Raw genomic sequence first — 25,609 nt, 5'->3', positions numbered from 1 at the left:
CGCCAGCGCACGCTTTTTTGTATCCCGGCGGGACAAAATCGACCTGATTGTTCAGGGGGTTGGTCAGGCCGCCATTGCGAAAGGCTGAATTTCCCCGGCCAGATATTGCGCGCGGGCTTTCGACCGGCTGAGCTTGCCCGAACTGGTGCGCGGCAAGGTGCGCGGCGGGATCAGTTCGATCAGGCAATTCATGCCGGTGATCGCGCGGACGCGGTCGCGAATCGTCTCGCGCAGCGCGAGGCGTTCGGCCTCGTCGCTGGTGCGGCACTGGACGAGAACCGCGGGGGTTTCCTCGCCGCCGGGCGCGGTGATCGCGAAGGCCGCGATGTCGCCCGACTTGAACCCGGGGAGCTGCTCCACCGCCCATTCGATATCCTGCGGCCAGTGGTTCTTGCCGTTGATGATGATCATGTCCTTGGCGCGGCCAACGATATAGATGTAACCATCTGACAAATAACCCATATCGCCGGTGTCGAGCCAGCCGTCCTTCATGCAGGCGGCGGTCGATTCGGGGTCGCGGAAATAGCCGGTCATCAGCGACGGGCCGGTGCACCACACCTTGCCGACGGTCTGGTCGGGGAGGGCATTGCCCGCTTCGTCGCGGACCTCGATGACCATGTCGCGCGCGGCACGGCCGCAATTGACGATCGCGCGATAGCGCGTCGGACGGCCCGAATCATTCGCGGCGCCCGACAATTCGGTTTCCTCGACCAGTTCGACGACGATGCCTTCGCCCGGCGGCATGATGCTGACCGCGAGCGTCGCTTCGGCGAGGCCATAGCTCGGCAGGAAGGCGCTCGCCTTGAAGCCCGCGTCGGCGAAGGCGTCGACGAAGCTCTGCATCACATCGGGGCGGATCATGTCGGCGCCATTGCCCGCGACGCGCCAGCGCGACAGGTCGAAGCGGTCGGCGACATGCGTCTGGCTCGACACGCGGCGCGCGCAGATGTCGTAGCCGAAGGTCGGCGAATAGCTGAGCGTCGTGCCCTCGTTGCGGCTGATCAGGTCGAGCCACGCGAGCGGACGGCGGGCAAAATCCTCGGTCTTGAGATAATCGACCGACACCTGGTTGGCGACGGGCGAGAGCAGGCAGCCGACGAGGCCCATGTCGTGATACCACGGCAGCCACGAAATGCAGCGGTCGCTGTCGCGCACTTCCATGCCATGGCTGTGCGCCGCGAGATTGTTGAGCAGCGCGGCGTGTGTGACCGCGACGCCGTGCGGGAAGCGCGTCGAGCCGCTGCTGTACTGAAGATAGCAGGTCTCGTCCGATTTCTGCTCGGGCAGCGCGGCGACCGGCGCCGCATTCTGCTCAAATTCGCTCCAGTTGACGGGTTTGACGCCTTCCTTCTCGGCCGCTTCGACCGCCATCGCGGCGATTTCGGGGGGGAAAAAGAGCATCGTCGGATCGCAGCTCGACAGCTGGACGACGAGCTGGCCGACATAGGAGTCGCGGCCGCCGAAGCTTGTCGGCAGCGGCAGCGGCACCGGCCAGGCGCCCGCGTAGATCGTGCCGAAGAAGAGCGCGGCGAATTCGGCGCCCGTTTCGGCGATCAGCGCGATGCGGTCGCCGGGCTTCACGCCCGCCGCGATCAGGCGATAGGCGGTCGCCAAAGCGTCGGCCTTGAGCTCGCTGTACGGATAGGGGCGCACGAGCTTCCCGCGCGGATCGTGGAAATTGAGCCCGCGCGTGCCCTTTGCGGCATAATCGAGCGCTTCGCCGACGGTGGCGAAGTCCGAAAAGCGGCGCGGCTGGGCGCAGAAGGTCGGCGTCGACGCCAGCGCGTCGGCCTCGGTAGCAGTGAGATCGGTCATAGGGGGTGCGACATCCCGCGAAACGGGCCGCGCGGCAACAAGCATGTCATCTTTTTGAGCCATGGTTACCGTGCGCGAGCCCTGTGTTGTTAGAACAATCGCCCATTTCCGGGCGTTATGGCCGGATATGGCGGTGTTGATCGTTCTCAATCAGGCCCGACTGTGGCACAAACATGGCATATGCCCAAGCATCGCGCTCACCCCGACCGATCGAAAAGGCCGCTCGGCGCAGCGAAACTCGACGAACTGGCGCTCGCCTATGTGGCGCGATTCGCGACGAGCCGCGCCAAGCTGACGCGCTATCTGTCCCGAAAAGTCCGCGAATCCGAATGGATAGATGAAGGTGACGCCATGACGGCGTGCGAGGCGATCGCCGACCGGATGGAGAAATTGCGCTACCTCGACGACCGCCAATATGCCGCGATGCGCGCGGGAGCGATGACGCGGCGCGGGCTGGGGGTGCGGCGGGTCAAGGCGCAGCTTTATGTCGACGGAATCGCCGAGCAAGACAGCGGCGAGGCGATCGAGACGGCTGAGGGCGCTGCGGTGGCGGCAGCAGTGGGATTCGCGCGGCGGCGGCGGTTCGGGCCGTTTGCGACGCGCGCGAGCGACGATCCGAAGCTGCGCGAGCGGCAAATCGCCGCCTTTCTGCGCGCGGGGCACAGCATGACGATCGCGCGCCGCATCCTTGCCGTCCCGCCGGGGGACGAGGCGGCGCTGGCGGCGCTGGACGACGAAGCGGGGCTCGATTAGGTCCGGCAAATTCACGGGATAAGGATTTGCCGATGCGCGCCATTTTTACCGCCCTTGCACTGTCGCTCGCGCTGCCGATGGCGGCGTGCAGCCGCGATGCCAGCGAGGAAGCGAGCGCCGCGACGATCCCGGTGACGATCTCCGCGGCGGGCAAGGCGCATGTCTTCAACGTCGAAGTCGCGCGCACCGACGAGGAACAGGACCGCGGGCTGATGTTCCGCACCAGCCTGCCCGCCGATGGCGGGATGATCTTTCCGTTCCAAAAGCCGCGGATCGGCAGCTTCTGGATGAAGAACACGCTGATCCCGCTCGATATGATCTTCATCCGCGCCGACGGCAGCATCGACCGGATCGCCGAAAACACCATCCCCGAATCGCTCGAGCCGGTGGTCAGCGGCGGCGAGGTTTCGGCGGTGCTCGAGCTTGCGGGCGGCACCGCGGCGCGGCTCGGTATCGACGAGACGGCGAAGGTGACGTGGAAAGATGGAAAATAGCGCCCGTCCGCGTGGTTTGCGGCTTGCGGACTTTGCACCCTTGCCTGTAAACGCCACGCCATGAGCATCTTGGGCAAGATTTTCACCTGGTGGGACGGCGCGACCGTCGGCACGTTGCTGAACAGCTGGAGCACCGGCGAGAAGGTGGGCGAGGACAGTCTCGGCAACCGCTATTTCCGTGCGAAAAAGGGCAGCCGCCGCTGGGTGATCTATAATGGATCGAATGATGCAAGCCGTGTGCCGCCCGAATGGCACGGCTGGCTGCATGGTACGCTCGACGAACTGCCGACCGACGTGCTCCCCGCGCCGCGCGCGTGGGAGAAGGAGCCGACGGCGAACCTGACCGGCAGCACGGGCGCCTACCGCCCCGCCGGCGCGCTCGAACGCGGCGGTCGCCGCGCCGCCGCGACGGGCGATTATGAGGCCTGGCGGCCCGGCGCCGAGTGAGCGCTGCGGTGCAAAGGCTGACCGCGACGCTGGGACTGGCGGCGATCGCCGCCGTCTCGCTCGGCGCCTGCGACCGGACCCAAGCGACCAAGGCGGGCGGCAGCGACAAGGCGCCGCAGATCGCCAAATCCGAACGCGTGCCGCAGGAAGTCGGCGGCATCGAAGGCGCGACGCCGATGGCCGATCGCGTCGCCGTCGTCGGCTTGCTCAACAAGCGCAACGGCCTCGTCCGCGATCTCGAAATGAAGCCCGGCGATACGGCGCGGGTGGGCCGCGCGATCGTGCGGCTGCGCGCGTGCGAGCAGACGGCGCCGTGGGAAGATCCGCCCGAGACGGGTGCATTCGTGCAGTTGACGGTGCAGGACCAGCGCGACGACAAATGGTACCGCGTCTTTTCGGGCTGGATTTTCCGCGAGCGGCCCGACCGTAACGTGATCCAGCACCCGATCTATGACGTCTTCGTCAAAAGCTGTGCGATGACATATCCGGGCGGCGAACCCGTTGCGCGTTCGGCGCCGAAATCGGGCGCGGCCGCCGCTCCGAAGGCGTCGAGCGCACCCCAGTCGCCCGCGACGAATGGCGGCGAGGGTACCGCGACACCCGTGGCGCCGCCGGTCGTTCCGGCCCCGGCGCCCAAAGCCGCGCCGCCTTCACCCCCCGCCAACACCGAATAGAGCCGCGCGAGATAGTCGGCCTGGCGGATCTCGATCGCGCCGAGGCTGGCGAGGTGCGGGGTGATGAACTGGCAGTCGAGCAGTTTCCAGCCGCCGGCGACCAGCCGCGCGACGAGGTGCGCGAGCGCGACCTTCGATGCGTCGCGTGCGCGGCTGACCATCGATTCGCCGAAAAAGGCGCGGCCGAGGGTCACGCCATAAAGTCCGCCTGCGAGTTCGCCATCGAGCCAGCATTCGACGCTGTGCGCGTGGCCGAGCTGGAACAACCGGTCGTAGCTCGCGCGGATAACGGGATTGATCCACGTCGTCGGCCGGTCGTCGGCGGGCTCGGCGCACAGCGCGACCATATCGGCGAAGGCGGTGTCGGTCGTCACGCGGAAGCGGTCCGCCACGATCACCTTTTTCAGGCTGTGTGAGAGGTGAAAGCCATCCAAGGGCAGGATCGCGCGCAGCCGCGGTTCAACCCAATGGACCGACGGGTCGTCCACCCCGTCGGCCATCGGGAAAATGCCCTGCGCATAGGCGCTTAAAAGTAGCGCCGGGTCGATGGACTCGAAGTGCTTCAGTTTGCTGGCTTCACGAATTTCAGCGTCATGCGGTCCGATTCGCCGATCGCCAGATATTTTTCGCGGTCCTTGTCGCCTTCGGTCAGCGACGGCGGCAGCGTCCAGACGCCCTTGGGATAATCCTTGGTGTCTTTCGGGTTGGCGTTGATCTCGCTGCGGCCGGCGAGCTTGAAGCCCGCGGCTTCGGCAAGCGCGATGACCGTGCTTTCCTTCAGATAGCCCGATTTCTCTTCCTTCGCGCTGTCGTCCTTTTCGTTCAGCCGGTGCTCGGCGACGCCAAGCGTGCCGCCGGGTTTGAGCATCGCATAGATTTGCCGGAAGGCGTTCGCGGTGCTTTCGGCGCCGCCCGACCGCCAGTTGTGGACGTTGCGAAAGGTCAGCACGACGTCGGCGCTGCCATCGGGGACCTTGGGGTTGGTTCCTGCGTTGGGAAATTCGGCGAGCTTCACCGCGCCATAAAGATCGGGCTTGACGCCCTGCCATTCCTTGACCTTGTTCAGGCCGCGTTCCCACGGCGCAGCGGCGTAGAGCGTACCGCCGCCCGATTTGGCGAGCGGTGCGAGGATTTCGGTGTACCAGCCGCCGCCGGGCCACAGCTCGACCACCGTATCGCCGGGCTTCACGCCGAAAAAGGCAAGCGTTTCGGCGGGGTGGCGATATGGGTCGCGGGCAAGGTTGGCGGGGGTGCGGGTGGGTGCGGCGACCGCGGCGGCGATCGCTTCATGCCCCTTGTGCGCGGCGGGGGCGTGGTGTCCGGCGTGGCCGTCATGCTGCATCGCGGCGGCGGGAACGGCAATCAGGGCGGCGGTACTTGCAACAATCGATAGGACACGCATATGGACACCTCTCTGCGCAGGGATTTGTCTCCTTTGCGGAGACTGGGGGAAGGCCCTGTTTGCGAAGGGATGCGCGGCAATGCAAGTGTCGATGCTGTCGGTCGGGATTGCGGCCGCGGCGCTGTTCGGGATCGCCGAGATTGCCAACTGGCGCCGCAACAACCGGCGCGACGTCGAACAGGTCGGTTTCATGCCGTGGCGCGGGATCGCACTCGCGTCGGCCGCCGTCGCGCTGTTCGCGACGGCGTTCTGGCTGGGCGGCCGCTAGCGCTTACAGGCAGGCTTCGAGATAGGGCTGGTCGAAGCCGTATTGGCGCGCCTTTTCGAGCGTATAGGGGCGCAGGCCCATCGCGCGATATTCGCCGACGATCTTGCCGTCCTTGTCCTCGTCGAGATATTCGAACTTGAAGAGTTCCTGGGTGACGATGACGTCGCCTTCCATCCCGATCACCTCGGTGACGTTGGTGACGCGGCGCGAACCGTCGCGCAGGCGCTTGATCTGGACGATCAGGTCGACCGAATCGGCGATCTGCTTCGAGATCGCTTCCTTCGGGATCTTGATGTCGCCCATGAGGACCATATTTTCCATACGGCCGAGGCACTCGCGCGGGCTGTTCGAGTGGAGCGTACACATCGACCCGTCGTGACCCGTGTTCATCGCGGCGAGGAGGTCGAAACACTCCGCGCCGCGGACTTCGCCCATGATGATGCGGTCGGGACGCATACGCAGGGCGTTCTTCACGAGGTCGCCCATGTGAATCGCGCCATTGCCTTCGAGGTTCGCGGGGCGCGTTTCGAGCGGCAGCCAGTGCGGCTGCTGCAGGCGAAGTTCGGCGGCGTCCTCGATCGTCAGCACGCGTTCCCCGGGGTCGATCATCTTCGACAGCGCGTTGAGCATGGTGGTTTTACCCGAACCCGTACCGCCCGAGATGACGATGTTGAAACGGCTGGCGCCGGCGATCTTGAGCGCGGTGCACATCTTCTGGCTCATCGCGCCCCATTGGCAGAGCATGTCGAGCGTGATCGGCTTGGCCGAGAATTTACGAATCGAGATCGCGGTACCGCGCAAGGATAGCGGCGGGACGATCACGTTGACACGGCTGCCGTCCTTCAAACGGGCGTCGGCGAGCGGGGTGGTCTGGTCGACGCGGCGGCCGACCATGTTGCAGATGCGCTGCGCGATCTGGAACAGATGCTGTTCGTCGCGGAACTGGATCGGCGCGATGACCAGTTGGCCCTTCTTTTCGATATAGGTCTGGTACGGGCCATTGACCATGATGTCCGAAATATCGGGGTCGGACAAAAGTTCTTCGAGCGGGCCGAAGCCGAGCAGTTCGTCGACGAGCACCTTTTCGAGCGCGAACTGTTCGCGGCGGTTCAAGGTGATGCGAAGCTCGGCGAGCACTTCGAGGATGATCGGGCGGAATTCCTCGGTCAGCTCGTCCTTCGACAGCGTCGCCGCGGCCTCGGGGTCGACGCGTTCGAGCAGGCGCGGCAGCACCTGTTCCTTGATCTTGTGGACCGACGCTTCAAACCCTTGTGCCTTTTCGGGCTCGGCCATTTCGGCGGTCGAGCGCTGGTTCAGCCGCTCCATTGCCTCTTCTTCGGGCGACAGGTTCGACGGCATCTGCGGAATGTCGGCGGGCGGCGGGGTGTCGATGGACGGGAATTGCGCGCCGCCGGGCACGCCGGGGCCAGTCTGCATCGGCTTCGCGACGCCAAAGGCGGGGCGGCCAGCGGTTCCGGGTCGGCGTCCGAATGCACTCATCGGTTTATCCTGCTTCCATATCTTCGGGAGCATCGCCGGCCGTGGCAGACGAACCCCCATCCGACACGGTGAATAAATCGGAAACTTTGACATTGTCCTAATGCGCCGGGGCGATTGTCGAGCGGGCACAAAAAAAGCCCGCATCCGATGGGGATGCGGGCTTTTTGATCGGCCGCGAAGGGCGGAATGATCAGCCGGCGATATGCTCGGCGAGGACGGTCAGGCCGGCCTCGTTGACCTCGGCAAAGCCGCCCTCGACCTCGATCACCTCGGGTTCGGCGCCCGCCGTCGCATAGATGGTCAGCGGGCCATTGCGCAGCGTCGCCATGAACGGCGCATGGCCTTCGAGCACCGAGAAATCGCCCTCGGTCCCCGGGACGGTGACCATATGGACGTCGGCGGTCCGCTCGAGGCGGGCGGGAGTGACGAGTTCGAACTTCAGAGCCATGATATGTCCTTAAACCCCTCCCGCACGGGGAGGGGCGTAGGTTTGTTACGCGTCTTCGGCGAGCTTCGCGGCCTTGGCGACCGCTTCGTCGATGCCGCCGACCATGTAGAAGGCCGCTTCGGGCAGATGGTCATATTCGCCATCGACCACCGCCTTGAACGACTTCACCGTGTCTTCGATCGCCACGAACTTGCCGGGGATGTTGGTGAAGACTTCGGCGACGTGGAACGGCTGCGACAGGAAGCGCTGGATCTTGCGCGCGCGGGCGACGACCAGCTTATCTTCTTCCGAAAGCTCGTCCATGCCGAGAATCGCGATGATGTCCTGAAGCGACTTATACTTCTGGAGCGTTTCCTGAACGCGGCGGGCAGTCTCGTAATGCTCCTGCCCGACGATCGCGGCGGTCAGAACGCGCGAGGTCGAGTCGAGCGGATCGACCGCCGGATAGATGCCGAGTTCCGAAATCGCACGGTTCAGCGTCGTCGTCGCGTCCAAGTGGGCGAACGAGGTTGCCGGCGCGGGGTCGGTCAAGTCATCCGCGGGAACATAGATGGCCTGCACCGAGGTGATCGAGCCCTTGTTCGTCGAGGTGATGCGTTCCTGCAGCGCGCCCATGTCGGTCGACAGCGTCGGCTGGTAGCCCACGGCCGAAGGAATACGGCCGAGCAGTGCCGACACTTCCGAACCCGCCTGGGTGAAGCGGAAGATGTTGTCGACGAAGAAGAGCACGTCCTGGCCTTCCTGGTCGCGGAAATATTCGGCGATCGTCAGGCCCGAGAGCGCGACGCGAGCGCGGGCGCCCGGGGGTTCGTTCATCTGGCCGAACACGAGCGCAACCTTCGAACCTTCGGGGGTCGGGTTGCCGTCCTTGTCCTTGGCGATAACGCCGGCGTCGAGGAACTCGTGATACAGGTCGTTGCCTTCGCGGGTGCGTTCACCGACGCCCGCGAACACCGACGTACCACCATGGCCCTTGGCGATGTTGTTGATCAGTTCCTGGATGAGCACGGTCTTGCCGACGCCCGCGCCGCCGAACAGGCCGATCTTGCCGCCCTTTGCGTAAGGCGCGATCAGGTCGATGACCTTGATGCCGGTGACGAGGATGCTCGTTTCGGTCGACTGGTCGACGAATTCGGGGGCCTTGGCGTGGATCGGCGCGGTCGCGGTGGCGTTGACCGGGCCGCGTTCGTCGATCGGGTCGCCGATGACGTTGAGGATGCGGCCGAGCGTCTGCGGGCCGACGGGGACCGAGATCTGCGCGCCGGTGTCGACGACGGGCTGGCCGCGGGTCAGGCCGTCGGTCGCGTCCATCGCGATCGTGCGGACGGTGTTCTCGCCGAGGTGCTGCGCGACTTCGAGGACAAGGCGGTTGCCGTTGTTGTCGGTTTCGAGCGCGTTCAGAATCGCGGGGAGCTGGCCGGTGAACTGGACGTCGACGACGGCGCCGATGACCTGTGCGATGCGGCCCGTGGCGGTGCCGGTGCTTGCAGCCTTGGGAGCGGCAGCCTTCTTCGGCGCAGCAGCCTTGGGCGCGGCGGCCTTCTTGGCAGGAGCCTTCTTTTCAGCGGGAGCGGTAGCCATGGTCTTCTTCCTTGGGTTGATCGATTAGAGCGCTTCGGCGCCCGTTTCTTCGCGGAGCTACAGCGCTTCCGCGCCAGCAATAATTTCGATGAGTTCGGTCGTGATCGCCGCCTGACGCGTGCGGTTGTAAACGATGGTCAGCTTGTTGATCAGGTCGCCCGCGTTGCGCGTCGCATTGTCCATCGCGGTCATCGACGCGCCCTGTTCGGACGCGGCGTTTTCAAGGAGGCCCTTGAAGATCTGGATCGTGATGTTGCGCGGGAGCAGGTCGGCGAGGATTGCTTCCTCGTCGGGCTCATATTCGACCGCGGCGCCGCTCGATGCCGGAACGTCGACGGGCGCGGGAACGGGGATCAGCTGCTGGCCGGTCGCTTCCTGCAGGAGCGCCGAACGGAACTTCGAATAGAAGAGATGCGCGACGTCGAAGGCACCGGCTTCGTAAAGCTCCATGACCTTGGCCGAAACCTCGTGCGCCTGCTCGAAGCCGATGTCGCGGATGCCCGTCGTCTCGTAGAGTTCGACGATCTGGCCCGCGAACAGGCGTCCGATGACCGGACGGCCCTTGCGGCCGATCAGGTAGAAGATGACCTTCTTGCCTTCGGCCTGCAGTTCGAGCGCCTTGTCGCGCGCCGCCTTGACGATGTTCGAGTTGAATGCGCCCGCAAGGCCGCGGTCGCTGTTGAGCACGACGAGCAGGTGCGTGTCGCTCTTGCCGGTTCCCGAAAGCAGCTTCGGTGCCGAATCCGATGCGCCGACCTTCGACGCGAGGCTCGCGACGACGCCTTCGAGACGTTCGGCATAGGGACGCGCGGCTTCGGCCGCGGCCTGCGCCTTGCGAAGCTTGGCGGCGGCGACCATTTTCTTGGCCTTGGTGATCTTCTGGGTCGATTTGACCGAGACGATGCGCCCTTTGAGTTCCTTAAGCGATGCCATTACGGCCCCTCTTGTTCGTCAGCCCGGCACAGGTGGCCGGGCTCACGGTAACTTGGCTTACGCGAAAATCTTGGCGAAGGCGTCGAGCGCCGCGACCAGACCCTTCTTGGCGTCGTCGCCAAGGTCCTTGGTGTCGCGGATCGTCTTCAGCACATCGCCATGGTCGCTGCGCAGATAGGCGAGCATCGCCTGTTCGTAGCGCGACACGTCGGTCGTGGCGACATTGTCGAGATAGCCGTTGGTACCGGCGAAGATCGACGCGGTCTGCTCTTCGAACGGCATCGGCTGGAACTGCGGCTGCTTCAGCAGCTGCGTCAGGCGCGCGCCGCGGTTCAGCAGCTTCTGCGTCGACGCGTCGAGGTCCGAACCGAACTGCGCGAAGGCTTCCATTTCGCGATACTGCGCGAGCTCGAGCTTGATCGAGCCCGACACCTTCTTCATCGCCTTGGTCTGCGCGGCCGAGCCGACGCGCGACACCGACAGACCCACGTTAATGGCAGGGCGGATACCGGCGTTGAACAGGTTGGTTTCGAGGAAGATCTGGCCGTCGGTGATCGAAATCACGTTGGTCGGGATGTACGCCGAAACGTCGCCCGCCTGCGTTTCGATGATCGGAAGCGCGGTGAGCGAGCCCGAACCATTGTCGCTGTTCATCTTCGCGGCGCGCTCGAGAAGGCGGCTGTGGAGATAGAAGACGTCGCCGGGGTAAGCTTCGCGGCCCGGCGGGCGGCGCAGCAGCAGCGACATCTGGCGGTAAGCGACGGCCTGCTTCGACAGATCGTCATAGACGATGACGGCGTGCATGCCGTTGTCGCGGAAATATTCGCCCATCGTCACGCCGGCATAGGGCGCGAGATACTGCAGCGGAGCGGGTTCCGACGCGGTCGCGGCGACGACGATCGAATATTCCATCGCGCCATTTTCTTCGAGCTGACGCACGATCTGCGCGACGGTCGAACGCTTCTGGCCGACGGCGACGTAGATGCAATAGAGCTTCTTCGATTCGTCGGTGCCGGCGTTCGCCTGCTTCTGGTTGATGAAGGTGTCGATCGCGACGGCGGTCTTGCCGGTCTGACGGTCACCGATGATCAGTTCGCGCTGGCCGCGGCCGACGGGGACGAGCGCGTCGAGCGCCTTGAGGCCGGTCTGGACGGGTTCATGCACCGAGGTGCGCGGGATGATGCCCGGCGCCTTCACTTCGACGCGCATGCGCTTGTCGGCCTTGATCGGGCCCTTGCCGTCGATCGGATTGCCGAGGCCATCGACGACGCGGCCGAGCAGGCCCTTGCCGACGGGGACGTCGACGATCGTGCCGGTGCGCTTGACGGTGTCGCCTTCCTTGATCTCGCTGTCCGAGCCGAAGATCACGATGCCGACGTTGTCGGCTTCGAGGTTGAGCGCCATGCCCTTCACGCCGTTGGCGAATTCGACCATTTCACCGGCCTGGACGTTGTCGAGGCCGTGGACGCGGGCGATGCCGTCGCCGACCGAGAGCACCGAACCGATTTCGCTGACCGTGGCGTCGGTCCCGAAATTGGCGATCTGGTCCTTGATGACCTTGCTGATTTCAGCGGCGCGGATTTCCATTGTTTAGCCTTTCATCGCCTGTGCGAAGCTATTGAGACGGGTACGGATGCTGCCATCGATCAGCTGGCTGCCCAGCTGGACGACGAGGCCGCCGAGGATGGCGGGATCGACGGTCGCCGCGACGGTGACGTCGCGCCCGACACGGGATTTGAGGTTCGCGGTCAGCTCCTTGAGCTGCGCGGCCGAAAGCGGGTGCGCGCTGGTGACCTTCGCGGTCACTTCGCCGCGGTGATCGGCGACGATCGCGTCGAAGGCGTCGATCATCTTGGGCAGATCGGCGAGGCGGCGGTTCTCGGCGAGCACGCCGAGGAACTTCGCGGTCAGCGAATCGAGCTTCAGCGCCTTGGCGACCGCAGCGATGGCGTTCGCGGCGTCGGTGCGGCCGACGACCGGGCTGGCGATCAGCGCCGACAGGTCGGCCGAATCGGCGAGACCCGTCCTGAGCGTCGCAAGGCTCTTGGCGACCGCGTCGATCGCGTTCGATTCGCGGGCCAGATCGAACAGCGCGACCGCATAACGGCCCGCGAGGCCCGCCGTGATGTTGCCCTGAATGCCGCCGGAATTCTCCACGCGTGAAAGTCCTTTTCTACGATCCCGTGGGGGATGGGTCGCGCTCTTTTCGGGGATATTCGACGAATGCCCCCCACGCGAAGTCGCGGCGCGCCTAGCAACGATTTTGCTGCAATGCAAGGCGGGGGTGGGAGTCTTCTGACCGCCTTCCCGAACCCGTTCGCCCCCCGCCTTCGCGGGGGCAGGCTCTGAGCTTGTCGAAGGGCCGTTCTTTCTTCAAAGGTCGCGGGAAAGAAGAACGGGACTTCGACAGGCTCAGTCCGAACGGAAGAGGGGTAAGTGCATGGGCGAGATGATCCGGATGACGATGGACGATGGCGCCGAAATCGCCGTCTATCACGCGCAGCCGGAAGGCGGCCGGCGCGGCGGCCTCGTCCTGATCCAGGAAATCTTCGGGGTCACCGACCATATCCGCGAGCTTTGCGACGAATATGCCGCCGACGGTTATGAGGTGCTGGCGCCCGCGCTGTTCGACCGCGAGCATCCGGGATTCGAAAGCGACTATTCGGGGCCGCAGTTCGAGCGCGCGGTCGAGCTGGCGCGCGAACTGCATCCTTTCGGGCAGAGCCTGAAGGATGCGCAGACGTGCATCGATGCGCTCAAGGCGAAGGGGCCCGTCTTCATCACCGGCTATTGCTATGGCGGTTCGGTCGCGTGGCGGATGGCGCAGATCAGCCCCGACCTTGCCGCATCCTCGGCCTATTACGGCAGCCTCGTTCCGACCCAGTTCGCCGATCAGGCGCCCGGGTGCGCCACGATCGCCCATTTCGGCCGCTATGACGCGGGCATCCCGATGGAGGGGGTCGAGGCGCTGATCGCCAAGGATCACCCAACCGCGCAGGTCTTCGTCTATGACGCGAACCACGGCTTCAACAGCGATCGGCGCAAGGACTATCACGAGGCGTCGAGCGAACTCGCGCGCGAACGCACGCTGATGCTGTTCAGGGCGTGCGGGGGGTGACGGTCGTTCGGGTGGTCCTGTTCGGACTGTTGGTCATTGCTGCCCTTGCCGCCGCCGCGGGCGCGGTGCTCTATTTCAACCAGCAGAATATCTTCTACCCGGCGCCGCGCGACTATCCTCGCGGATCGCTGCCCGGCTACCGGATCGTCCATACCGAAACCTCGGACGGGTTAAGGCTGAAGGCGCTTTACCGCGCCGCGCAGCCGGGCCGGCGCACGATCATCTTCTTTCATGGCAACGGCGATAGTCTGGCGGGCGCGGCCGAAGCGATGCGGGGCCTCGCCGCCGATGGCAACGGCGTGCTGCTCGTCGAATATCGCGGTTATGGCGGCAATCCGGGATCGCCCGGCGAGGCGGGTTTCTATCGCGATGGCGAGGCCGCGATACGCTGGCTGGCGAGCGAGGGAGTGGCGGCATCGCAGACGATCCTCGTCGGAAACTCGATCGGATCGGGCCCCGCGACCGAAATGGCGACGCGTCATCCTGTTGCGGCGCTGATCCTTGTATCGGGCTTTTCCAGCCTGCCCGATGTCGCCGGCGCCCATGTCCCCTGGCTGCCGGTTCGCTGGCTGGTGCGCGACCGGTTCGCGAATGCGAAAAAGATCGGAGCGGTCGACGGCGATGTGCTCATTCTGCACGGCGACCGCGACAATGTGGTTTCGCTCGCCAATGCGCGGCGGCTCCACGCCGCACGCCCCCGCTCGACGCTGACGATCGTACCCGGCGCCGGGCATGAACTGGCGTATAGCGATACGGCGCAGGGGCTGATCGCCGACTGGGCGGGTCGCCTGCCCGACTGACCGATCTTCAGGATCGTCCGGGCTACCCGCTCAGGGCGCGGCCGCCGGCTTGACCGCCGCGCCGCTCGCCGGCTGGCAGCGATAGACGAGGCGTTCGTTGGGGCTGGCGGGAAGCGCGCTGCGAATCGCGTCCTGCTGCGCCGCGAGGCCCGCGAGTTCGTCGGGGTTGGCGGTGCAGCTCTTGAGCGTGATCGCGGCGCGCGTCTCGCGCGCCTTGGTCATCGTTTCGGCATCGAGCAGATAGCGTTCGACGCGATAGTCGCGCCCGGTCGAATCGATCGAGGCGACAATGACAGTCGCTTCTTCATTGGGGACGAGGATGCGCTGCCAGCGGTCGTCGGCTGCGCGCGTATATTGCGTGCGGCCGTTGACGCAGCCGCCCTTGCCGATCGTGATCGGGACATCGGTCGTCGCCGACACGGTGATGCGGCTGCGGTCGGGGCGGATCGTGCAGAGGAAGCTGCCCTCGGCGAGTTTCGGCGCGTCGGTCGCGGGAACGGCAGCGGCCTCCTTGTCGACCTCGGCGTGCGCGTCGGGGCGGGTGACGAACAGCACCGCCGCTCCGAGCATCAGCACTGCGCCCGCGCCGCCCGCGATCTTCGCGTTGCGGAGGTTCTTCTGGTTGTAGAAAAGCAGCCCGGCCCCGGCCGCGAGCGCGCCGATCACGAAGAGCACCCCGGCGAGCGCGATGCGGTTTTCGCGTGAGGCGAGCGCCTCTTCCTCGGCGCGCGCCTGCTTCAACTCGCGGTCGAGCTTGGCGGCGGCTTCCTTCGCGGCATTGGCCTCGGCGCTCGCGCGCGCTTCGGCGTCGATCGCGGCGCGGTCGCGCGCATCGGCTTCGGCGAGCGACAGGCACGGGGTGCCGATGCTGCCATATTGCTGGTCGGCGTCGGCGAGGAAGCGCGTGAGCTCGCGCCCCGCGATCGCGAAGGCGAAAGGCGAATCGCCATCGTCGGCGCGGGTGATCGCGGTGTTGATGCCGACGATGCGCCCGCACTGGTCGACGAGCGGGCCGCCCGAATTGCCGCGCGAGATCTTGGCGGTGTGGATCAGCATCGCGACCCCGTCGACCGCCTGCATGTTCGACATATTGCCTTCGCTGCGTGTCGGCGTGCGCGGAGTGATATAGTCGTTGGCGCTGCGCGCGGTCGCAAGGTCGACGTTGCCGGGATAGCCCAGCGCGACGACGTCGGCGCCCGAATCGAGCGGGCCGGTGTAGACCGCCGCGGCGGGCAGCCGCCCCTCGGTGATCTCGATCAGCGCGAGGTCGCGCGCGGTGTCGATCGCGATCAGCTTGCCCGCGAAACTCTTTTTCCCTTCCGACGGGACGACGCCGAGCGCGACGTTGCCGGGGTACTGGACCGCCGATTCGACGACATGCGCGTTGGTGACGATCCGCGTCGGTGAAATCGCGATGCCGCTGCCATGGCCGAAGCCGACGACTTCGCCGTCGACCATCGCGACGGTGACGACGCGCACGACGCTGCGCGACGCGGCGCTGATGTCGTCGGCGGCGCGGGCGGGCGCCGTGGGCGTCAGGGTGAGGGTAAGGAGGGCGAGCAGCAGGGAGAGGAGGCGGGTCATGGCGCGCACACTAGCCAGCCGGGAAGCGAAGGCAAGCGGCCTAGATATAGGGGCCCCACATCACCATCCACGCGCCGGCGCTGCCCGCAAGGATGACGAGGCTGCTGGCGCCGAGCAGCGCCGCGGTGGCTTGCCGCGCGAGCGGGGTGCCGCGCGCGCCGGCGCGCAGATAGAGTTCGGCGACCGCGAGCGGGAGCAGCGAATTGGCGAAGGCGAGGAAGAGGTCGAACGGCCCGTCCATCGCCTTGCCGATCCCCGCGCCGCCGGTCGCGAGGCCCCACGCCATATAGCCGACGCGCATGAACCACACCGCGCTCGCCACCGCGAACAGGCGGATCGCCCAACGGCGGTGGTCGGCGAAGCGGTGGGAGCGCGCGGCGCGCCAGGCGAGGCCCGCGAAAAGGACGATCAGCAGGGCGTCGAGCGTGATACCGATCGCACCGACATAGTTCAGCCAGGTACCGCGACCCCACGTCATCCACAACCCGCCGAGCGCGAGGGTCAGCGCGCTGACCAGATAGAGCCGGCCGTTCCAGCGATGCGCCGCGGGCCAGCGGCTCCGGATCGCCGGGACGAGCTGGACGAGGCCGCCGAAGGTGATCACCGCCGCCATCAGCACATGCACCGCGAAGAAGAGATTGCCCGCGGTGTCGCCCGCGACGAAGCCGGTAATGATCGGCTTCCGGTTCCAGTCCGCGAAATTGCCGGTCAGCGTCGGGGGGTAATAATAGAGCAGGATGAAGGCGATGAAGAGCAATTGTCCCGCCGCGATCGCGAGATAGCAGAAGGTCGCGCTGCGCCCGAGCCAGTCGGTGCGGCGCGCGGGCCTCGCCGGTGCGATCGATGCGTCGATACTGGCCATGGCCCACCCTCCGTTTCCGGCCGGATCGTGCGCCTTTCGTGTTAGTGAGTCAATGATATAATACAGTAATACACCATGGGCCTGTGCTTTGAACGCAAGCATCGGGACGCGGTACGAATCGCGGCGTGGCAAAGAAGGTCGGACAGCCGAGAAAGGATGTTTTATGACCTATATGATTAGCGGGCTCAGCCCCGATCATTTCACCCCCTTGTTCGCGATGGGCGATGCCGAGCTGGCTACGGTCAACGCGCGGCGCGTGACTGCCACCGCCGATCGCGGCTTCCCATGCCGTATCAGCCTGGAAGATGCGAAGGCGGGCGAGGAGCTGATCCTGCTCCATCACACCAGCCACGATGTCGAAACGCCGTATCGCAGCGCCTATGCCATCTATGTGCGGCCCGGTGTCGCGGCGGCGCGCTATCGCGACGAATTGCCCCCGGTGTTCGAGGGCCGCGCACTTGCACTCCGCGCATTCGATGGCGACGCCATGCTGCGAACCGCGCGGCTCGCGGGGCCGGGCGAGGCCGATGGTGCCATCCGCGACCTGTTCGCTGACCCGGGCATTGCCTATATCGATGCCCACAACGCCGCCTATGGCTGTTTCGCCGCGCGGATCGAAAGGGATGAGCCATGAGCGCCGACCTGATGACCGACGACGATCGCTGGGCGGCGGTACTGCGCCGCGACCGCGCGCTCGACGGACGCTTCGTGACCGGGGTGCTCACCACCGGCATCTATTGCCGGCCGAGCTGCGCGGCGCGGCATCCGCATCGCGACAATGTGCGCTTCTTCGCCGACGGTGCCAGCGCGCGCGAAGCGGGCCTTCGTCCATGCAAGCGCTGCCTGCCCGACGATGTCGCGCGCGACGAGGGTGCGGTGCTTGCGGCGATCGCGGCGATCAAGGCGAGCGAGGAGCCGCTCGCGCTCGCCGACCTCGCCGCGCGCACCGGCTATTCGCCGACGCATTTCCAGCGCGTCTTCACCCGCCACACCGGCCTCTCGCCCGCCGCCTATGCCCGCGCCCTGCGCGAGGAGCGCGCGCGGCAGGCTTTGAGTGAAGGCGCAAGGGTGACCGACGCGATTTACGACGCGGGCTTTTCGGGGCCGTCGCGTTTCTATGAGAATATGGAGGGACGCATGGGTATGACGGCTTCGGCGTGGGTGAACGGCGGCAAGGGCGCGACGATCCATTGGGCGGTGGTGCCGACGAGCCTCGGCGACATGCTCGTCGCCGCGACGGCCAAGGGCGTGTGCCGTCTGTCGTTCGACGAGGGGCGCGAGGCGCTCGAAGAGCGGTTTCCGGCCGCCGATCTGGTCGAGGGCGGCGATGAATTTTCGGCGCTGCTCGAGCAGGTGGTCGCGGCGGTCGAGGCGCCGGTCGACGGCTTCGATCATATCCCGATCGATGTGAAGGGCACCGCCTTTCAGGAAGCTGTGTGGCGCGAGCTCCGGAAAATACCTGCAGGCGAAACGCGCAGCTATTCGGATATCGCCGCCGCGGTCGGACGGCCCAATGCGGTGCGTGCGGCAGGGAGCGCCAATGGCGCGAACAATGTCGCGGTACTCATTCCGTGCCATCGTGTGGTACGCAGCGACGGATCGCTCGGCGGCTATGCCTATGGCCTGCCGATCAAGGAAGAATTGCTCAAGCGGGAGAGTTTCTGATGTCCGACAAGGTTGCTGAATTTCGCGCGCTGCATGTCCCCGGCGACCCGCTGATCCTCGTCAATATCTGGGATGCGGGGAGCGCGAAGGCGGTCGCCGCGGCGGGCGCGAAGGCGATCGCGACGGGCAGCTTCGGCGTAGCCGGCGCGCAGGGGCGCGCCGATGGCGAGGATTTCCCGCTTGAGGATGTGTTCGAGAATCTGAGCCGCATCCTCTCGGTCACCGACCTGCCCGTGACGATCGACATGGAGTCGGGCTATGGCGCCGACCCGGCGGCGGTCGGGGTTTCGGTCGGCCGGGCCAGGGTAGCGGGTGCGGCGGGGATCAACATGGAGGACCGGCTGCCCGGTGAGGCCGACCTGCTGCCGGTTGCCGACGCCGTCGCGCGCTATCGCGCCGCAACCGATACGGGGATATTCGTCAACGTGCGCTGCGACACCTTCCGCGGCGCCGATGCGGCGAAGGACGGCGAAGCGCTCGTCGCCGCGACGCTCGAACGCGCGCGCGCCTATGCCGACGCGGGCGCGGGGTCGCTGTTCGTGCCCTTCCTGCTCGATCCCAAATGCATCGGCGCGATCTGCGACGCCTCGCCGCTGCCGGTCAACATCCTGCGCGGCAAGGGCGGTCCGACGCACAAGGAACTCGCCGCGCTCGGCGTTGCGCGGATCAGCCATGGCCACCAGCCGTGGGCGGCGGCGATGGCATGGCTCAGCGGGCAGGCAAGCCAGGTTCTGGGGGGCGAAGAGCCCGATTATTGAGCGCGATCAGTCGTCCGTCGCGGCTTCGGCGGCCGCCGCCCGTCCGTTGCTTCGCTCGCGCATCTTTTCGAGCTGCGCGAGCAATTGCTCGCCCTGTCCGCCGTCGTGCGGGTCGAAGGCGACCGCTTTCGCCAGTGTCAGCGCCTCGTCATATTTGCCGCCGTTGGCGAGCGCGAAGGCATAGCTGACACGGACGCCGATATTTTCGGGCGCCAGCAGGAAGGCGCGGCCGAGACCCTCGATCGCGATCGGCGGCGGAACCCGGCCCTGATCGAGGAAACTCTTGAAATAGGCGGCGAGCGGGACCGGGTCGTCGGGGTTGGTGCGGTTGGCGAGCGCGATCGGCTTGCGCACCGCGTTCCAGTCCTCTGCCTTCGGGTCGGCCTTCGCCTCGACCTCGGCGGTCATGATCCGGCCGAGCAGCACGTTCGCGCGGACATGTTTGGGGTCGATCGCCAGCGCCTTGTCGACCGCGGCGCGCGCCGCCGCGATATCGCGCTTGTCGTCGTCGAACCCCCATTCGGTGCTCGCCAGTTCGAACCACAGCCCGGCATCGCCGCCATGCACCGCGCTCAATGCCTTCAACTCGTCGCGAACCGCCGACAGCCGCGCATCGTCGCTTCCCGCGCTGATCCGCTCGAGGCGGAGTTGCAGAAGCGCATCATCGGCCGCCGACAGCGCGGTGACGCTGACCTTGCCCGGAACCGCGATCGGTTCGGCCGAGGTGCGGAAGGTCATCGGCTTGTTCATGTAGCGGTTGAGCTCCTTGTCGAGCTCGGCGAGGTCGCCGAACGCATCGGTCGCCGCCTTTTTCATATCCTCGCCGCGGTTGATCGCCTCGATATAGCGCGGAAGCTGCCCGGCGCGCGCCGGATCGTTGTAGAGCATGTGGGTGAGCAGCCACGAGCGGCCATAATAGACGTCGGTCTGGCCCGAATTGCGCATCTCGCCAGGCCGCTGGAGCAACAGCCTTTCGGCCGGAACCTTGGGCATGGTCAGGAGGCCGAAGGCGCGCGCATAGACCGGCTTGCCGATCTCCGCCCGGCCTTCCTTGGTGAAATCGACGGTCGAATAATATTCGGCGAACCCCTCGATGAACCAGGCGGGAAAGGCGGCGGCGGCGTACCGCTTCATGAAATGGTGGCTATATTCGTGGAACAGCGTTTGCTGCGACTGCGGTGTTCCCTTGATCACGACATTTTCGCGGTGCGAGATCGCGAAGCTGCCGTCGGGCGCGGGGCTGTACCAGCCGGCGATCGACGAACCGCTCTTGCCCGTCATCAGCCGCCCGGCATCCACCGCGCGCGGCACGAGGTAAATGACCAGTCGGTTCGGTTCCTGCGCTTCGGCGAGGCCGAACCGCACACGCAGTGTCGCGTCGAACCGCTGGAGATTTTCGGCGAAGGTGCGCAGCGATTTCTCGTTGCCCTCGCTGTAGATAATGAAACTTTCGGTGTCGGCGCGCAGCCATTTGGCCTCGGCCGGTGTCGCCAGCGCGGCGAGCGCCGCCGCGAATATCGTTACGCGAACCCCGTGCATCCCGCCGCTCCCCCCGGTTGGCATCTCCCGACTTGCTGCCAGCGCGCCGCGGGGCTGTAAAGCCCTCCATGTTCTAGACAAAGCTGTAGGGATCGATGTCGATCGCGAGGCGCGCCTTCGCGGGCCAGTCGATGCTGTTCACCCATTCGCGGATCGTCCCCTGCAGGTCGAAGCTGCGCGGCGCGTGGAGGAGGAGGCGGAAGCGGTGGCGTCCGCGGAGCATCGCGAGCGGCGCGGGGGCGGGGCCATAGACCGCGAGGCCTTCGGCGACCGGCGCCTTCTGCCCCAGCCGCTGTGCCTGTCCGCGCGCGACCTCGATATCCTCCGACGAGATGACGAGCGCGGCAAAGCGGCCATAGGGCGGGGCGCCCGCGAATTTGCGCGCCGCCGCTTCGGCCGAATAGAAGCCGTCGCGGTCGTTCGCGACGAGCGCGGCCATCACCGGCGCGTCGGGAACGCGCGTCTGGATCAGCACCTCGCCGGGCTTGACCCCGCGCCCCGCGCGCCCCGCGACCTGCGCGATCTGCTGGAAGGTGCGTTCGGATGCGCGCAGGTCGCCGCCGTCGAGCCCGAGGTCGGCATCGACGACCCCGACGAGCGTGAGGTTCGGGAAATGATAGCCCTTGGTGACGAGCTGCGTGCCGATGATGATATCGACCAGCCCGCCCTCGACATTGTCGACAAATTCGGCGGCCTTCGCGGGCGACCAGAGCGTGTCCGAGGTGACGATCGCGGTGCGGGCTTCGGGAAAGCGCAGCGCGACCTCGTCGGCGACGCGTTCGACCCCGGGGCCGCATGCGACGAGGCTGTCCTCATCCTCGCATTCGGGGCAGAGCCGCGGCGGCGGCATGACATGCCCGCAATGGTGGCAGGCGAGGCGGTGGACGAGGCGGTGCTCGACCATCCACGCGGTGCAGTTCGGGCACTGGATGCGGTGGCCGCAGGTGCGGCAGAGCGTCAGCGGTGCGAAACCGCGGCGGTTGAGGAAGAGCAGGCTCTGCTCGCCCTTCGCGAGGCGGTCGGCGAGTGCGTCGACGAGCGGCGGCGCGAGCCAGCGGCCGCGGTCGGGCGGGTCCTGCCGCATGTCGATCGCCGCAAGGTCGGGCAGCGTTGCGCCGCCGAATCGTGCGGGGAGCTGGATATGGCGGTAGCGCCCGGCTTCGACCATCGCGAGGCTTTCGAGCGCGGGGGTCGCGCTCGCGAGGATCACCGGCAGCCCCTCGAAATGGCCGCGCATCACCGCGACGTCGCGCGCATGATAATGGACGCCATCTTCCTGCTTGAAGCTCGTCTCGTGCGCCTCGTCGACGACGATCACGCCGAGATTGGCATAGGGGAGGAAGAGCGCCGAACGCGCGCCGATGACGATTTTCGCTTCGCCCGCGGCGATGCTGTGCCAGGCGCGGCGGCGTTCGGCCGAGCGCAATCCCGAGTGCCACGCCACGGGTTCGCAGCCGAAGCGCGCGGTAAAGCGCGTCAGCATCGGTTCGGTCAGCGCGATTTCGGGGAGCAGGACGAGCGCCTGCTTGCCCGCGTCGATCGCGGCGGCGATCGCCTCCATATAGACTTCGGTCTTGCCCGACCCGGTGACGCCGTCGAGCAGCAACGTATCGAATTTCGCGGCAAGCACCGCGTCTCTCAGCTGCGCGGCGGCGGCGGTCTGTTCGCCCGAGAGGTCGGGCGGGGCAAAGCCGCTGTCGGGCTCGGGATAGGGCTGATCAGCCGACACGGTGACGGCTTCGAGCGCGCCGGTATTCACGAGCCCGCGGATCACCGCCTCGCTGACTTCGGCGAGCGCGGCGAGTTCGCGCACCATGCCCTGCCGCTCGCCGATTGCCTCGAGCGCGACGATGCGCTGCGGCGTCATCCGCGCCGGGATTTCGCCGGTGGCGCGATATTCGACGATCGGGCGCCGTGCGTCGGCGAAGGCGACGCCCGGGAGCACCATGCGCAGCACCGCGCCGGGCGGCGCCAGATAATAGTCGCTGGTCCATTCGACGAGGCGGCGGAGCGGCGCGGAGATCGGAGGCACGGCGACGACTTCGTAGAGATTGCGCAGGCGATTGTCGCCCACCGCCTCGGGCGCACCGAAACTCGCATCCTCCCACACCACGCCGCCGAGCCGCCGCGGGCCGAGCGGCGCGACCACGACGCTTCCCAGCGGCGCGTCGCTTTCGCGCGGGACGCGATAGTCGAGCGGGCCGAGGGCGGCGGTGAGGAGGAGGACACGGGCGCGGGTCATGGGGGCGAGCAGGATATAGGGCTGCCCGCAAATTAGGAAAGTGCGATCCCGCCGCCTGCCGGGTCAGCGATGGCGCAATGCGATCCAGCCGAGCCAGATCCACGCGAGCATCGCTGCGATGTAGAAGGCGACCCCGGTCGCGATCGTTCCCGCCATGCCCATCTGGATGAGCACCGGCATCGCGATGCCCGCAAGCGCCGACAGCGTCGCGGCGCCGCGGTCCGCCCCGCGCCAGAGGCCGAAAGCGAAGACGAAGCAGGCGATGATGAGCGAACCGAACGCGAGCATGAAGGCGATGCTGTGGACGATCGCTTCGTTTGTCATCACCGGTTGCTGGTCGGCGGCGGTGCCGGGCGGGAAGCCGAGCCCCGGCGGGGCATCGAACAGTCCCGCGAGGACGAGCCCGGCCCCATAGAGCGCGACCAGCGCCGGTCCTGCAATCCGGCCGGCGCGGCGGCGCAGCCCGAGCGCGCAGGCGAGCACGAGCAGCCCCGAGACGATGAAAACCACCTTCATGACCCAGCCGCGCGGGCCGAGGCTGAGCATGCTGATCGCGTGGCGTTCGATATCGAAGCCCGGCCGTGCGAATATCTCGACGATGGTCACGGCGAAAAAGAATATCCCCGCCGCGACACCGGCCCGCAGCAGCTGCGCGTTGTCCGATCCGGCCATCGCGTCACATCGCCTTGATATAGTCGACCATCTGGCTGACGACTGTCCCCCAGCCGTCGTGGAAGCCCATTTCCTCATGCTTCTGGCGGGCGGCCGAATCGCCGTGGAGCGCGATCGCCTTGTAGCGCGTGCCGTTTCCATGCGGGGTCAGGAACAGCCCGGCAGTGAAGAAGGGCGCGGGCGCGGGACGAAAGCCGGGGAGCAGCGTATCGGTGAAGATCAGCCGTTCATGGGGTACGACCTCCAGATAGCAGCCGCTGTTCGGAAACTCCTCGCCTTCGGGCGAGCGCATCACCGTGTTGAACGCGCCGCCGGGGCGCAGGTCGATCGTGCAATCGGTGATCGTCCACGGCTTCGGGACGAACCAGTGCTGCAAATGCTCGGGGGTGGTCCACACCTTCCAGACGAGGTCGACGGGCACGTCGATCTCGCGGTCGAGCACCAGGTCGAGATCGGGATCGATTTGGGGGAGCGGGAACGTCATCGGTTTTCCTCCTTTTTGAGCCTGAGCAGATAGTCATCCATGCGGTCGAGCCGGCCTTCCCACAGGCGGCGCTGCGTCCCGAGCCAGTCTTCGGCGAGGCGCAACCGGTCGGGCGCGAGGCTGTAGGTGCGCACGCGGCCCACCTTGCGCGAACTGACGAGTCCGCAGCTTTCGAGAATTTTGAGGTGCTCGACGAACGACGGCAGCGCCATCGCATGTTTCGCCGCGAGTTCGCTGACCGAGGTCGGGCGTTCGCTCAGCCGTTCGAGCACGTCGCGCCGCGTCGGGTCGGCCAGCGCGCGGAAGATGCCGTCGATCATCGCGGGCTGCGCCGTGACGGGTGTGTCGGGCCGGACTTTCGACATGGCGGCAGCTCCTTTCGGCTTCGATCTAGAGTGCGGCAATACTTAGGTCAATACCTTAGTATTGCCGCATGGCAAATCGGTGCGTGAAGCGGCGATGCGAGGAAAAGGGGGTTAGCTGGTCGCGAGCGCGCGCGGTGCGGGGCGCTTCGCGGGCTTCGGGCGGCGGAACCAGAAGGTCCACACGGCAAAGCTGCCGAGCATCGTCATCGCGAGGCCCGAGAGCGTGAGCAATATACGCCAGGTCCAGCCGCCGACCTTCGACGCGTGGATCGGGAAGGCCATGTTGAACGCCTGCGCCCCGCTGGGCATTGCGAGCGCGTCGCGCGCGCCGAGAAGCTCGCCGGTCGCGGCGTCGAACCACAGGGTCGAGCGGCCGTTGGGAAGCCATTCGGCCTGTTGGCGCATCCTGAGGCTGATCGGGTCGCCGGGCTTGCGCGGCAGGCTGAGGATACGGAATTCGGCGTCGGGAAAGCGCCGCCGTCCTTCCGCCAGCATGGCGGTATAATCGGGCTTTCCGGTAAGCAGGCCGCCTTTATATTTCGGCGGTTCGATCGCCTTCGCCGCCTCGGCGGGCGAGCCGAAGGGCGCGATCATCACCATCGCGAAGGGGCGGAAAATCATCATCGTGCCGGTGACGATCGAGATCAGCAGCAGCGGTGCGGCGATGATGCCGAGGTCGCGGTGGTGCATGACGATCGACGGGCGGCTCATCCGTTTCGGCCAGAGGCGAAGCTGGAAGGTCTTGCGCGTCCGCCACCACAGGATCGCGCCCGAAATCACGAAGAACAGACCCGCGAGACCCGCGATCCCGATCACCCATTCGCCGCTGTCGCCCGCGAAGAGATGGTGATGGAAATCAAAGATCCACAGCTCGGGCCGCTCCCACTGGCTCGCCCAGCGCGTGACGAGGTCGCCCGACTGGCTGGCATAGGCGCCCGCCTCTTTGCCGAAGCGGAGCTGGTGCAGCCCGAAGCGTTCGTCGGCATAGGTGATGCCCTGCGCGCCCGGCATCGCCATCAGCTTTTCGGTGGTCGCGGCGACCGTGGCGAGATCGCCGCGCAGCGGATCGCCGGTCCCCGGCTGCCCGATCCACAGATAGTCGTAGAGCAGGATGGTGCCCGACAGCCCGAGCAGCGCGAGCACGAGGCCGAGAAGGCCGCCGGTCCAACGGTGGAGGGTGTCGAGCAATTTCATCATGCCGGAAG

At 66.5% G+C, this 25,609-nt stretch carries 26 protein-coding genes and 1 pseudogene; 10 read left to right on the top strand and 17 right to left on the bottom strand.

What is annotated here, in order from left to right; all coding sequences use genetic code 11:
• Nucleotides 1-63: 63 nt before the first annotated feature.
• On the bottom strand, nt 64-1,815 hold the full coding sequence (locus VGN62_RS03195; protein WP_327451099.1) for a fatty acyl-AMP ligase: 1,752 nt from the start codon (nt 1,813-1,815) through the stop codon (nt 64-66).
• 180 nt (nt 1,816-1,995) lie between these two features.
• Between VGN62_RS03195 and VGN62_RS03190 the strand changes: the two genes are divergently transcribed.
• From VGN62_RS03190 to VGN62_RS03175, 4 genes and pseudogenes are all read left to right on the top strand, one after another.
• Nucleotides 1,996-2,568: a regulatory protein RecX gene (locus VGN62_RS03190; protein WP_327451097.1), complete on the top strand. Its 573-nt coding sequence runs from the start codon at nt 1,996-1,998 to the stop codon at nt 2,566-2,568.
• A 32-nt stretch (nt 2,569-2,600) separates the two neighbouring features.
• The gene (locus VGN62_RS03185; protein ID WP_327451095.1) at nt 2,601-3,062 is read left to right on the top strand and encodes a DUF192 domain-containing protein; all 462 of its coding nucleotides are present in this window, start codon (nt 2,601-2,603) and stop codon (nt 3,060-3,062) included.
• Nucleotides 3,063-3,122: 60 nt separating this feature from the next.
• Complete coding sequence (locus VGN62_RS03180) at nt 3,123-3,509, top strand: NADH:ubiquinone oxidoreductase subunit NDUFA12 (RefSeq protein ID WP_327451093.1); 387 nt, start codon at nt 3,123-3,125, stop codon at nt 3,507-3,509.
• 176 nt (nt 3,510-3,685) lie between these two features.
• Nucleotides 3,686-3,922, top strand: a pseudogene (locus VGN62_RS03175) (DUF2155 domain-containing protein); the annotation flags it as partial.
• Between the two features lie 35 nt (nt 3,923-3,957).
• On the opposite strand, the gene aat reads toward VGN62_RS03175, so the two are convergent.
• Both aat and VGN62_RS03165 read right to left on the bottom strand, forming a co-directional pair.
• Nucleotides 3,958-4,749 (bottom strand): leucyl/phenylalanyl-tRNA--protein transferase, encoded by a 792-nt coding sequence (gene aat, locus VGN62_RS03170; protein WP_327451354.1) that lies wholly within the window; start codon nt 4,747-4,749, stop codon nt 3,958-3,960.
• A complete protein-coding gene (locus tag VGN62_RS03165; RefSeq protein ID WP_327451091.1) occupies nt 4,746-5,585 on the bottom strand; it encodes a class I SAM-dependent methyltransferase in 840 nt (279 codons plus the stop codon). The genes aat and VGN62_RS03165 overlap by 4 nt, the downstream gene beginning before the upstream one ends.
• Before the next feature lie 79 nt (nt 5,586-5,664).
• Between VGN62_RS03165 and VGN62_RS03160 the strand changes: the two genes are divergently transcribed.
• The gene (locus VGN62_RS03160; RefSeq protein ID WP_327451089.1) at nt 5,665-5,853 is read left to right on the top strand and encodes a hypothetical protein; all 189 of its coding nucleotides are present in this window, start codon (nt 5,665-5,667) and stop codon (nt 5,851-5,853) included.
• A gap of 3 nt (nt 5,854-5,856) precedes the next feature.
• Here the strand turns inward: VGN62_RS03160 and VGN62_RS03155 are convergent, their stop codons facing one another.
• The 6 genes from VGN62_RS03155 to VGN62_RS03130 all read right to left on the bottom strand — a co-directional run bounded on the left by VGN62_RS03155 (nt 5,857) and on the right by VGN62_RS03130 (nt 12,472).
• On the bottom strand, nt 5,857-7,353 hold the full coding sequence (locus VGN62_RS03155; RefSeq protein WP_327451087.1) for a CpaF family protein: 1,497 nt from the start codon (nt 7,351-7,353) through the stop codon (nt 5,857-5,859).
• Between the two features lie 190 nt (nt 7,354-7,543).
• Complete coding sequence (locus VGN62_RS03150) at nt 7,544-7,801, bottom strand: ATP synthase F1 subunit epsilon (protein WP_327451085.1); 258 nt, start codon at nt 7,799-7,801, stop codon at nt 7,544-7,546.
• A 45-nt stretch (nt 7,802-7,846) separates the two neighbouring features.
• Nucleotides 7,847-9,382 (bottom strand): F0F1 ATP synthase subunit beta, encoded by a 1,536-nt coding sequence (atpD, locus tag VGN62_RS03145; protein ID WP_225940784.1) that lies wholly within the window; start codon nt 9,380-9,382, stop codon nt 7,847-7,849.
• A 57-nt stretch (nt 9,383-9,439) separates the two neighbouring features.
• Complete coding sequence (locus VGN62_RS03140; protein ID WP_327451080.1) at nt 9,440-10,315, bottom strand: F0F1 ATP synthase subunit gamma; 876 nt, start codon at nt 10,313-10,315, stop codon at nt 9,440-9,442.
• Between the two features lie 57 nt (nt 10,316-10,372).
• A complete protein-coding gene (gene atpA / locus VGN62_RS03135) occupies nt 10,373-11,902 on the bottom strand; it encodes a F0F1 ATP synthase subunit alpha (RefSeq protein ID WP_327451078.1) in 1,530 nt (509 codons plus the stop codon).
• Nucleotides 11,903-11,905: 3 nt separating this feature from the next.
• Nucleotides 11,906-12,472, bottom strand: a complete 567-nt coding sequence (locus VGN62_RS03130) for a F0F1 ATP synthase subunit delta (RefSeq protein WP_327451076.1) — start codon at nt 12,470-12,472, stop codon at nt 11,906-11,908.
• 283 nt (nt 12,473-12,755) lie between these two features.
• Between VGN62_RS03130 and VGN62_RS03125 the strand changes: the two genes are divergently transcribed.
• Together VGN62_RS03125 and VGN62_RS03120 are read left to right on the top strand one after the other, a co-directional pair.
• On the top strand, nt 12,756-13,433 hold the full coding sequence (locus VGN62_RS03125; protein ID WP_327451074.1) for a dienelactone hydrolase family protein: 678 nt from the start codon (nt 12,756-12,758) through the stop codon (nt 13,431-13,433).
• Complete coding sequence (locus VGN62_RS03120; RefSeq protein WP_327451072.1) at nt 13,430-14,233, top strand: alpha/beta hydrolase; 804 nt, start codon at nt 13,430-13,432, stop codon at nt 14,231-14,233. Before VGN62_RS03125 ends, VGN62_RS03120 begins: the two co-directional genes overlap by 4 nt.
• 30 nt (nt 14,234-14,263) lie before the next feature.
• Here the strand turns inward: VGN62_RS03120 and VGN62_RS03115 are convergent, their stop codons facing one another.
• Nucleotides 14,264-15,817: a serine protease gene (locus VGN62_RS03115; RefSeq protein ID WP_327451070.1), complete on the bottom strand. Its 1,554-nt coding sequence runs from the start codon at nt 15,815-15,817 to the stop codon at nt 14,264-14,266.
• A 40-nt stretch (nt 15,818-15,857) separates the two neighbouring features.
• Nucleotides 15,858-16,679, bottom strand: coding sequence for a DUF2306 domain-containing protein (locus VGN62_RS03110; protein ID WP_327451068.1), 822 nt, complete (start codon nt 16,677-16,679; stop codon nt 15,858-15,860).
• Between the two features lie 163 nt (nt 16,680-16,842).
• Between VGN62_RS03110 and VGN62_RS03105 the strand changes: the two genes are divergently transcribed.
• Genes VGN62_RS03105 through VGN62_RS03095 form a run of 3 tightly spaced genes read left to right on the top strand, consistent with a single transcriptional unit; the run spans nt 16,843 to nt 19,102 of the window.
• Nucleotides 16,843-17,313: a DUF1203 domain-containing protein gene (locus VGN62_RS03105; RefSeq protein WP_327451066.1), complete on the top strand. Its 471-nt coding sequence runs from the start codon at nt 16,843-16,845 to the stop codon at nt 17,311-17,313.
• On the top strand, nt 17,310-18,344 hold the full coding sequence (gene ada / locus VGN62_RS03100) for a bifunctional DNA-binding transcriptional regulator/O6-methylguanine-DNA methyltransferase Ada (protein WP_327451064.1): 1,035 nt from the start codon (nt 17,310-17,312) through the stop codon (nt 18,342-18,344). The genes VGN62_RS03105 and ada overlap by 4 nt, the downstream gene beginning before the upstream one ends.
• Nucleotides 18,344-19,102 (top strand): isocitrate lyase/phosphoenolpyruvate mutase family protein, encoded by a 759-nt coding sequence (locus VGN62_RS03095; RefSeq protein ID WP_327451062.1) that lies wholly within the window; start codon nt 18,344-18,346, stop codon nt 19,100-19,102. The genes ada and VGN62_RS03095 overlap by 1 nt, the downstream gene beginning before the upstream one ends.
• A 6-nt stretch (nt 19,103-19,108) precedes the next feature.
• On the opposite strand, the gene VGN62_RS03090 is transcribed toward VGN62_RS03095, so the two are convergent.
• The 6 genes from VGN62_RS03090 to VGN62_RS03065 all read right to left on the bottom strand — a co-directional run bounded on the left by VGN62_RS03090 (nt 19,109) and on the right by VGN62_RS03065 (nt 25,598).
• Nucleotides 19,109-20,641: a hypothetical protein gene (locus tag VGN62_RS03090; protein ID WP_327451060.1), complete on the bottom strand. Its 1,533-nt coding sequence runs from the start codon at nt 20,639-20,641 to the stop codon at nt 19,109-19,111.
• 73 nt (nt 20,642-20,714) lie between these two features.
• Entirely contained in the window at nt 20,715-22,883 is a 2,169-nt protein-coding gene (locus VGN62_RS03085; protein ID WP_327451058.1) for a primosomal protein N', read from the bottom strand.
• Nucleotides 22,884-22,946: 63 nt separating this feature from the next.
• Nucleotides 22,947-23,555: a DUF998 domain-containing protein gene (locus VGN62_RS03080; RefSeq protein WP_327451056.1), complete on the bottom strand. Its 609-nt coding sequence runs from the start codon at nt 23,553-23,555 to the stop codon at nt 22,947-22,949.
• 4 nt (nt 23,556-23,559) lie between these two features.
• Nucleotides 23,560-24,039 carry an SRPBCC family protein gene (locus VGN62_RS03075; protein ID WP_327451054.1) on the bottom strand — a complete coding sequence of 160 codons (480 nt, stop codon included), beginning with the start codon at nt 24,037-24,039 and terminating at the stop codon, nt 23,560-23,562.
• Nucleotides 24,036-24,404 (bottom strand): metalloregulator ArsR/SmtB family transcription factor, encoded by a 369-nt coding sequence (locus tag VGN62_RS03070; protein WP_327451052.1) that lies wholly within the window; start codon nt 24,402-24,404, stop codon nt 24,036-24,038. The genes VGN62_RS03075 and VGN62_RS03070 overlap by 4 nt, the downstream gene beginning before the upstream one ends.
• A gap of 111 nt (nt 24,405-24,515) precedes the next feature.
• Nucleotides 24,516-25,598: a PepSY-associated TM helix domain-containing protein gene (locus VGN62_RS03065; protein ID WP_327451352.1), complete on the bottom strand. Its 1,083-nt coding sequence runs from the start codon at nt 25,596-25,598 to the stop codon at nt 24,516-24,518.
• Nucleotides 25,599-25,609: the final 11 nt, after the last annotated feature.

It is taken from the genome of Sphingopyxis sp. (assembly GCF_035998905.1).
Lineage (GTDB): Bacteria > Pseudomonadota > Alphaproteobacteria > Sphingomonadales > Sphingomonadaceae > Sphingopyxis.
Note: the sequence above shows the minus strand (reverse complement) of the source record. Positions and strands in the feature narration are given on the sequence as shown.

What these genes read in the sequence shown, in the direction of transcription:
- atpA (WP_327451078.1), bottom strand. Translation starts at nt 11,902, where the DNA reads ATGGAAATCCGCGCCGCTGAAATCAGCAAGGTCATCAAGGACCAGATC.
- VGN62_RS03195 (WP_327451099.1), bottom strand. Translation starts at nt 1,815, where the DNA reads ATGACCGATCTCACTGCTACCGAGGCCGACGCGCTGGCGTCGACGCCG.
- VGN62_RS03080 (WP_327451056.1), bottom strand. Translation starts at nt 23,555, where the DNA reads ATGGCCGGATCGGACAACGCGCAGCTGCTGCGGGCCGGTGTCGCGGCG.
- VGN62_RS03155 (WP_327451087.1), bottom strand. Translation starts at nt 7,353, where the DNA reads ATGAGTGCATTCGGACGCCGACCCGGAACCGCTGGCCGCCCCGCCTTT.
- VGN62_RS03095 (WP_327451062.1), top strand. Translation starts at nt 18,344, where the DNA reads ATGTCCGACAAGGTTGCTGAATTTCGCGCGCTGCATGTCCCCGGCGAC.
- VGN62_RS03065 (WP_327451352.1), bottom strand. Translation starts at nt 25,598, where the DNA reads ATGAAATTGCTCGACACCCTCCACCGTTGGACCGGCGGCCTTCTCGGC.
- VGN62_RS03090 (WP_327451060.1), bottom strand. Translation starts at nt 20,641, where the DNA reads ATGCACGGGGTTCGCGTAACGATATTCGCGGCGGCGCTCGCCGCGCTG.
- VGN62_RS03075 (WP_327451054.1), bottom strand. Translation starts at nt 24,039, where the DNA reads ATGACGTTCCCGCTCCCCCAAATCGATCCCGATCTCGACCTGGTGCTC.
- VGN62_RS03165 (WP_327451091.1), bottom strand. Translation starts at nt 5,585, where the DNA reads ATGCGTGTCCTATCGATTGTTGCAAGTACCGCCGCCCTGATTGCCGTT.
- VGN62_RS03190 (WP_327451097.1), top strand. Translation starts at nt 1,996, where the DNA reads ATGCCCAAGCATCGCGCTCACCCCGACCGATCGAAAAGGCCGCTCGGC.
- VGN62_RS03140 (WP_327451080.1), bottom strand. Translation starts at nt 10,315, where the DNA reads ATGGCATCGCTTAAGGAACTCAAAGGGCGCATCGTCTCGGTCAAATCG.
- VGN62_RS03125 (WP_327451074.1), top strand. Translation starts at nt 12,756, where the DNA reads ATGGGCGAGATGATCCGGATGACGATGGACGATGGCGCCGAAATCGCC.
- VGN62_RS03105 (WP_327451066.1), top strand. Translation starts at nt 16,843, where the DNA reads ATGACCTATATGATTAGCGGGCTCAGCCCCGATCATTTCACCCCCTTG.
- VGN62_RS03185 (WP_327451095.1), top strand. Translation starts at nt 2,601, where the DNA reads ATGCGCGCCATTTTTACCGCCCTTGCACTGTCGCTCGCGCTGCCGATG.
- VGN62_RS03180 (WP_327451093.1), top strand. Translation starts at nt 3,123, where the DNA reads ATGAGCATCTTGGGCAAGATTTTCACCTGGTGGGACGGCGCGACCGTC.
- VGN62_RS03110 (WP_327451068.1), bottom strand. Translation starts at nt 16,679, where the DNA reads ATGGCCAGTATCGACGCATCGATCGCACCGGCGAGGCCCGCGCGCCGC.
- atpD (WP_225940784.1), bottom strand. Translation starts at nt 9,382, where the DNA reads ATGGCTACCGCTCCCGCTGAAAAGAAGGCTCCTGCCAAGAAGGCCGCC.
- VGN62_RS03115 (WP_327451070.1), bottom strand. Translation starts at nt 15,817, where the DNA reads ATGACCCGCCTCCTCTCCCTGCTGCTCGCCCTCCTTACCCTCACCCTG.
- VGN62_RS03160 (WP_327451089.1), top strand. Translation starts at nt 5,665, where the DNA reads ATGCAAGTGTCGATGCTGTCGGTCGGGATTGCGGCCGCGGCGCTGTTC.
- VGN62_RS03085 (WP_327451058.1), bottom strand. Translation starts at nt 22,883, where the DNA reads ATGACCCGCGCCCGTGTCCTCCTCCTCACCGCCGCCCTCGGCCCGCTC.
- ada (WP_327451064.1), top strand. Translation starts at nt 17,310, where the DNA reads ATGAGCGCCGACCTGATGACCGACGACGATCGCTGGGCGGCGGTACTG.
- VGN62_RS03150 (WP_327451085.1), bottom strand. Translation starts at nt 7,801, where the DNA reads ATGGCTCTGAAGTTCGAACTCGTCACTCCCGCCCGCCTCGAGCGGACC.
- VGN62_RS03070 (WP_327451052.1), bottom strand. Translation starts at nt 24,404, where the DNA reads ATGTCGAAAGTCCGGCCCGACACACCCGTCACGGCGCAGCCCGCGATG.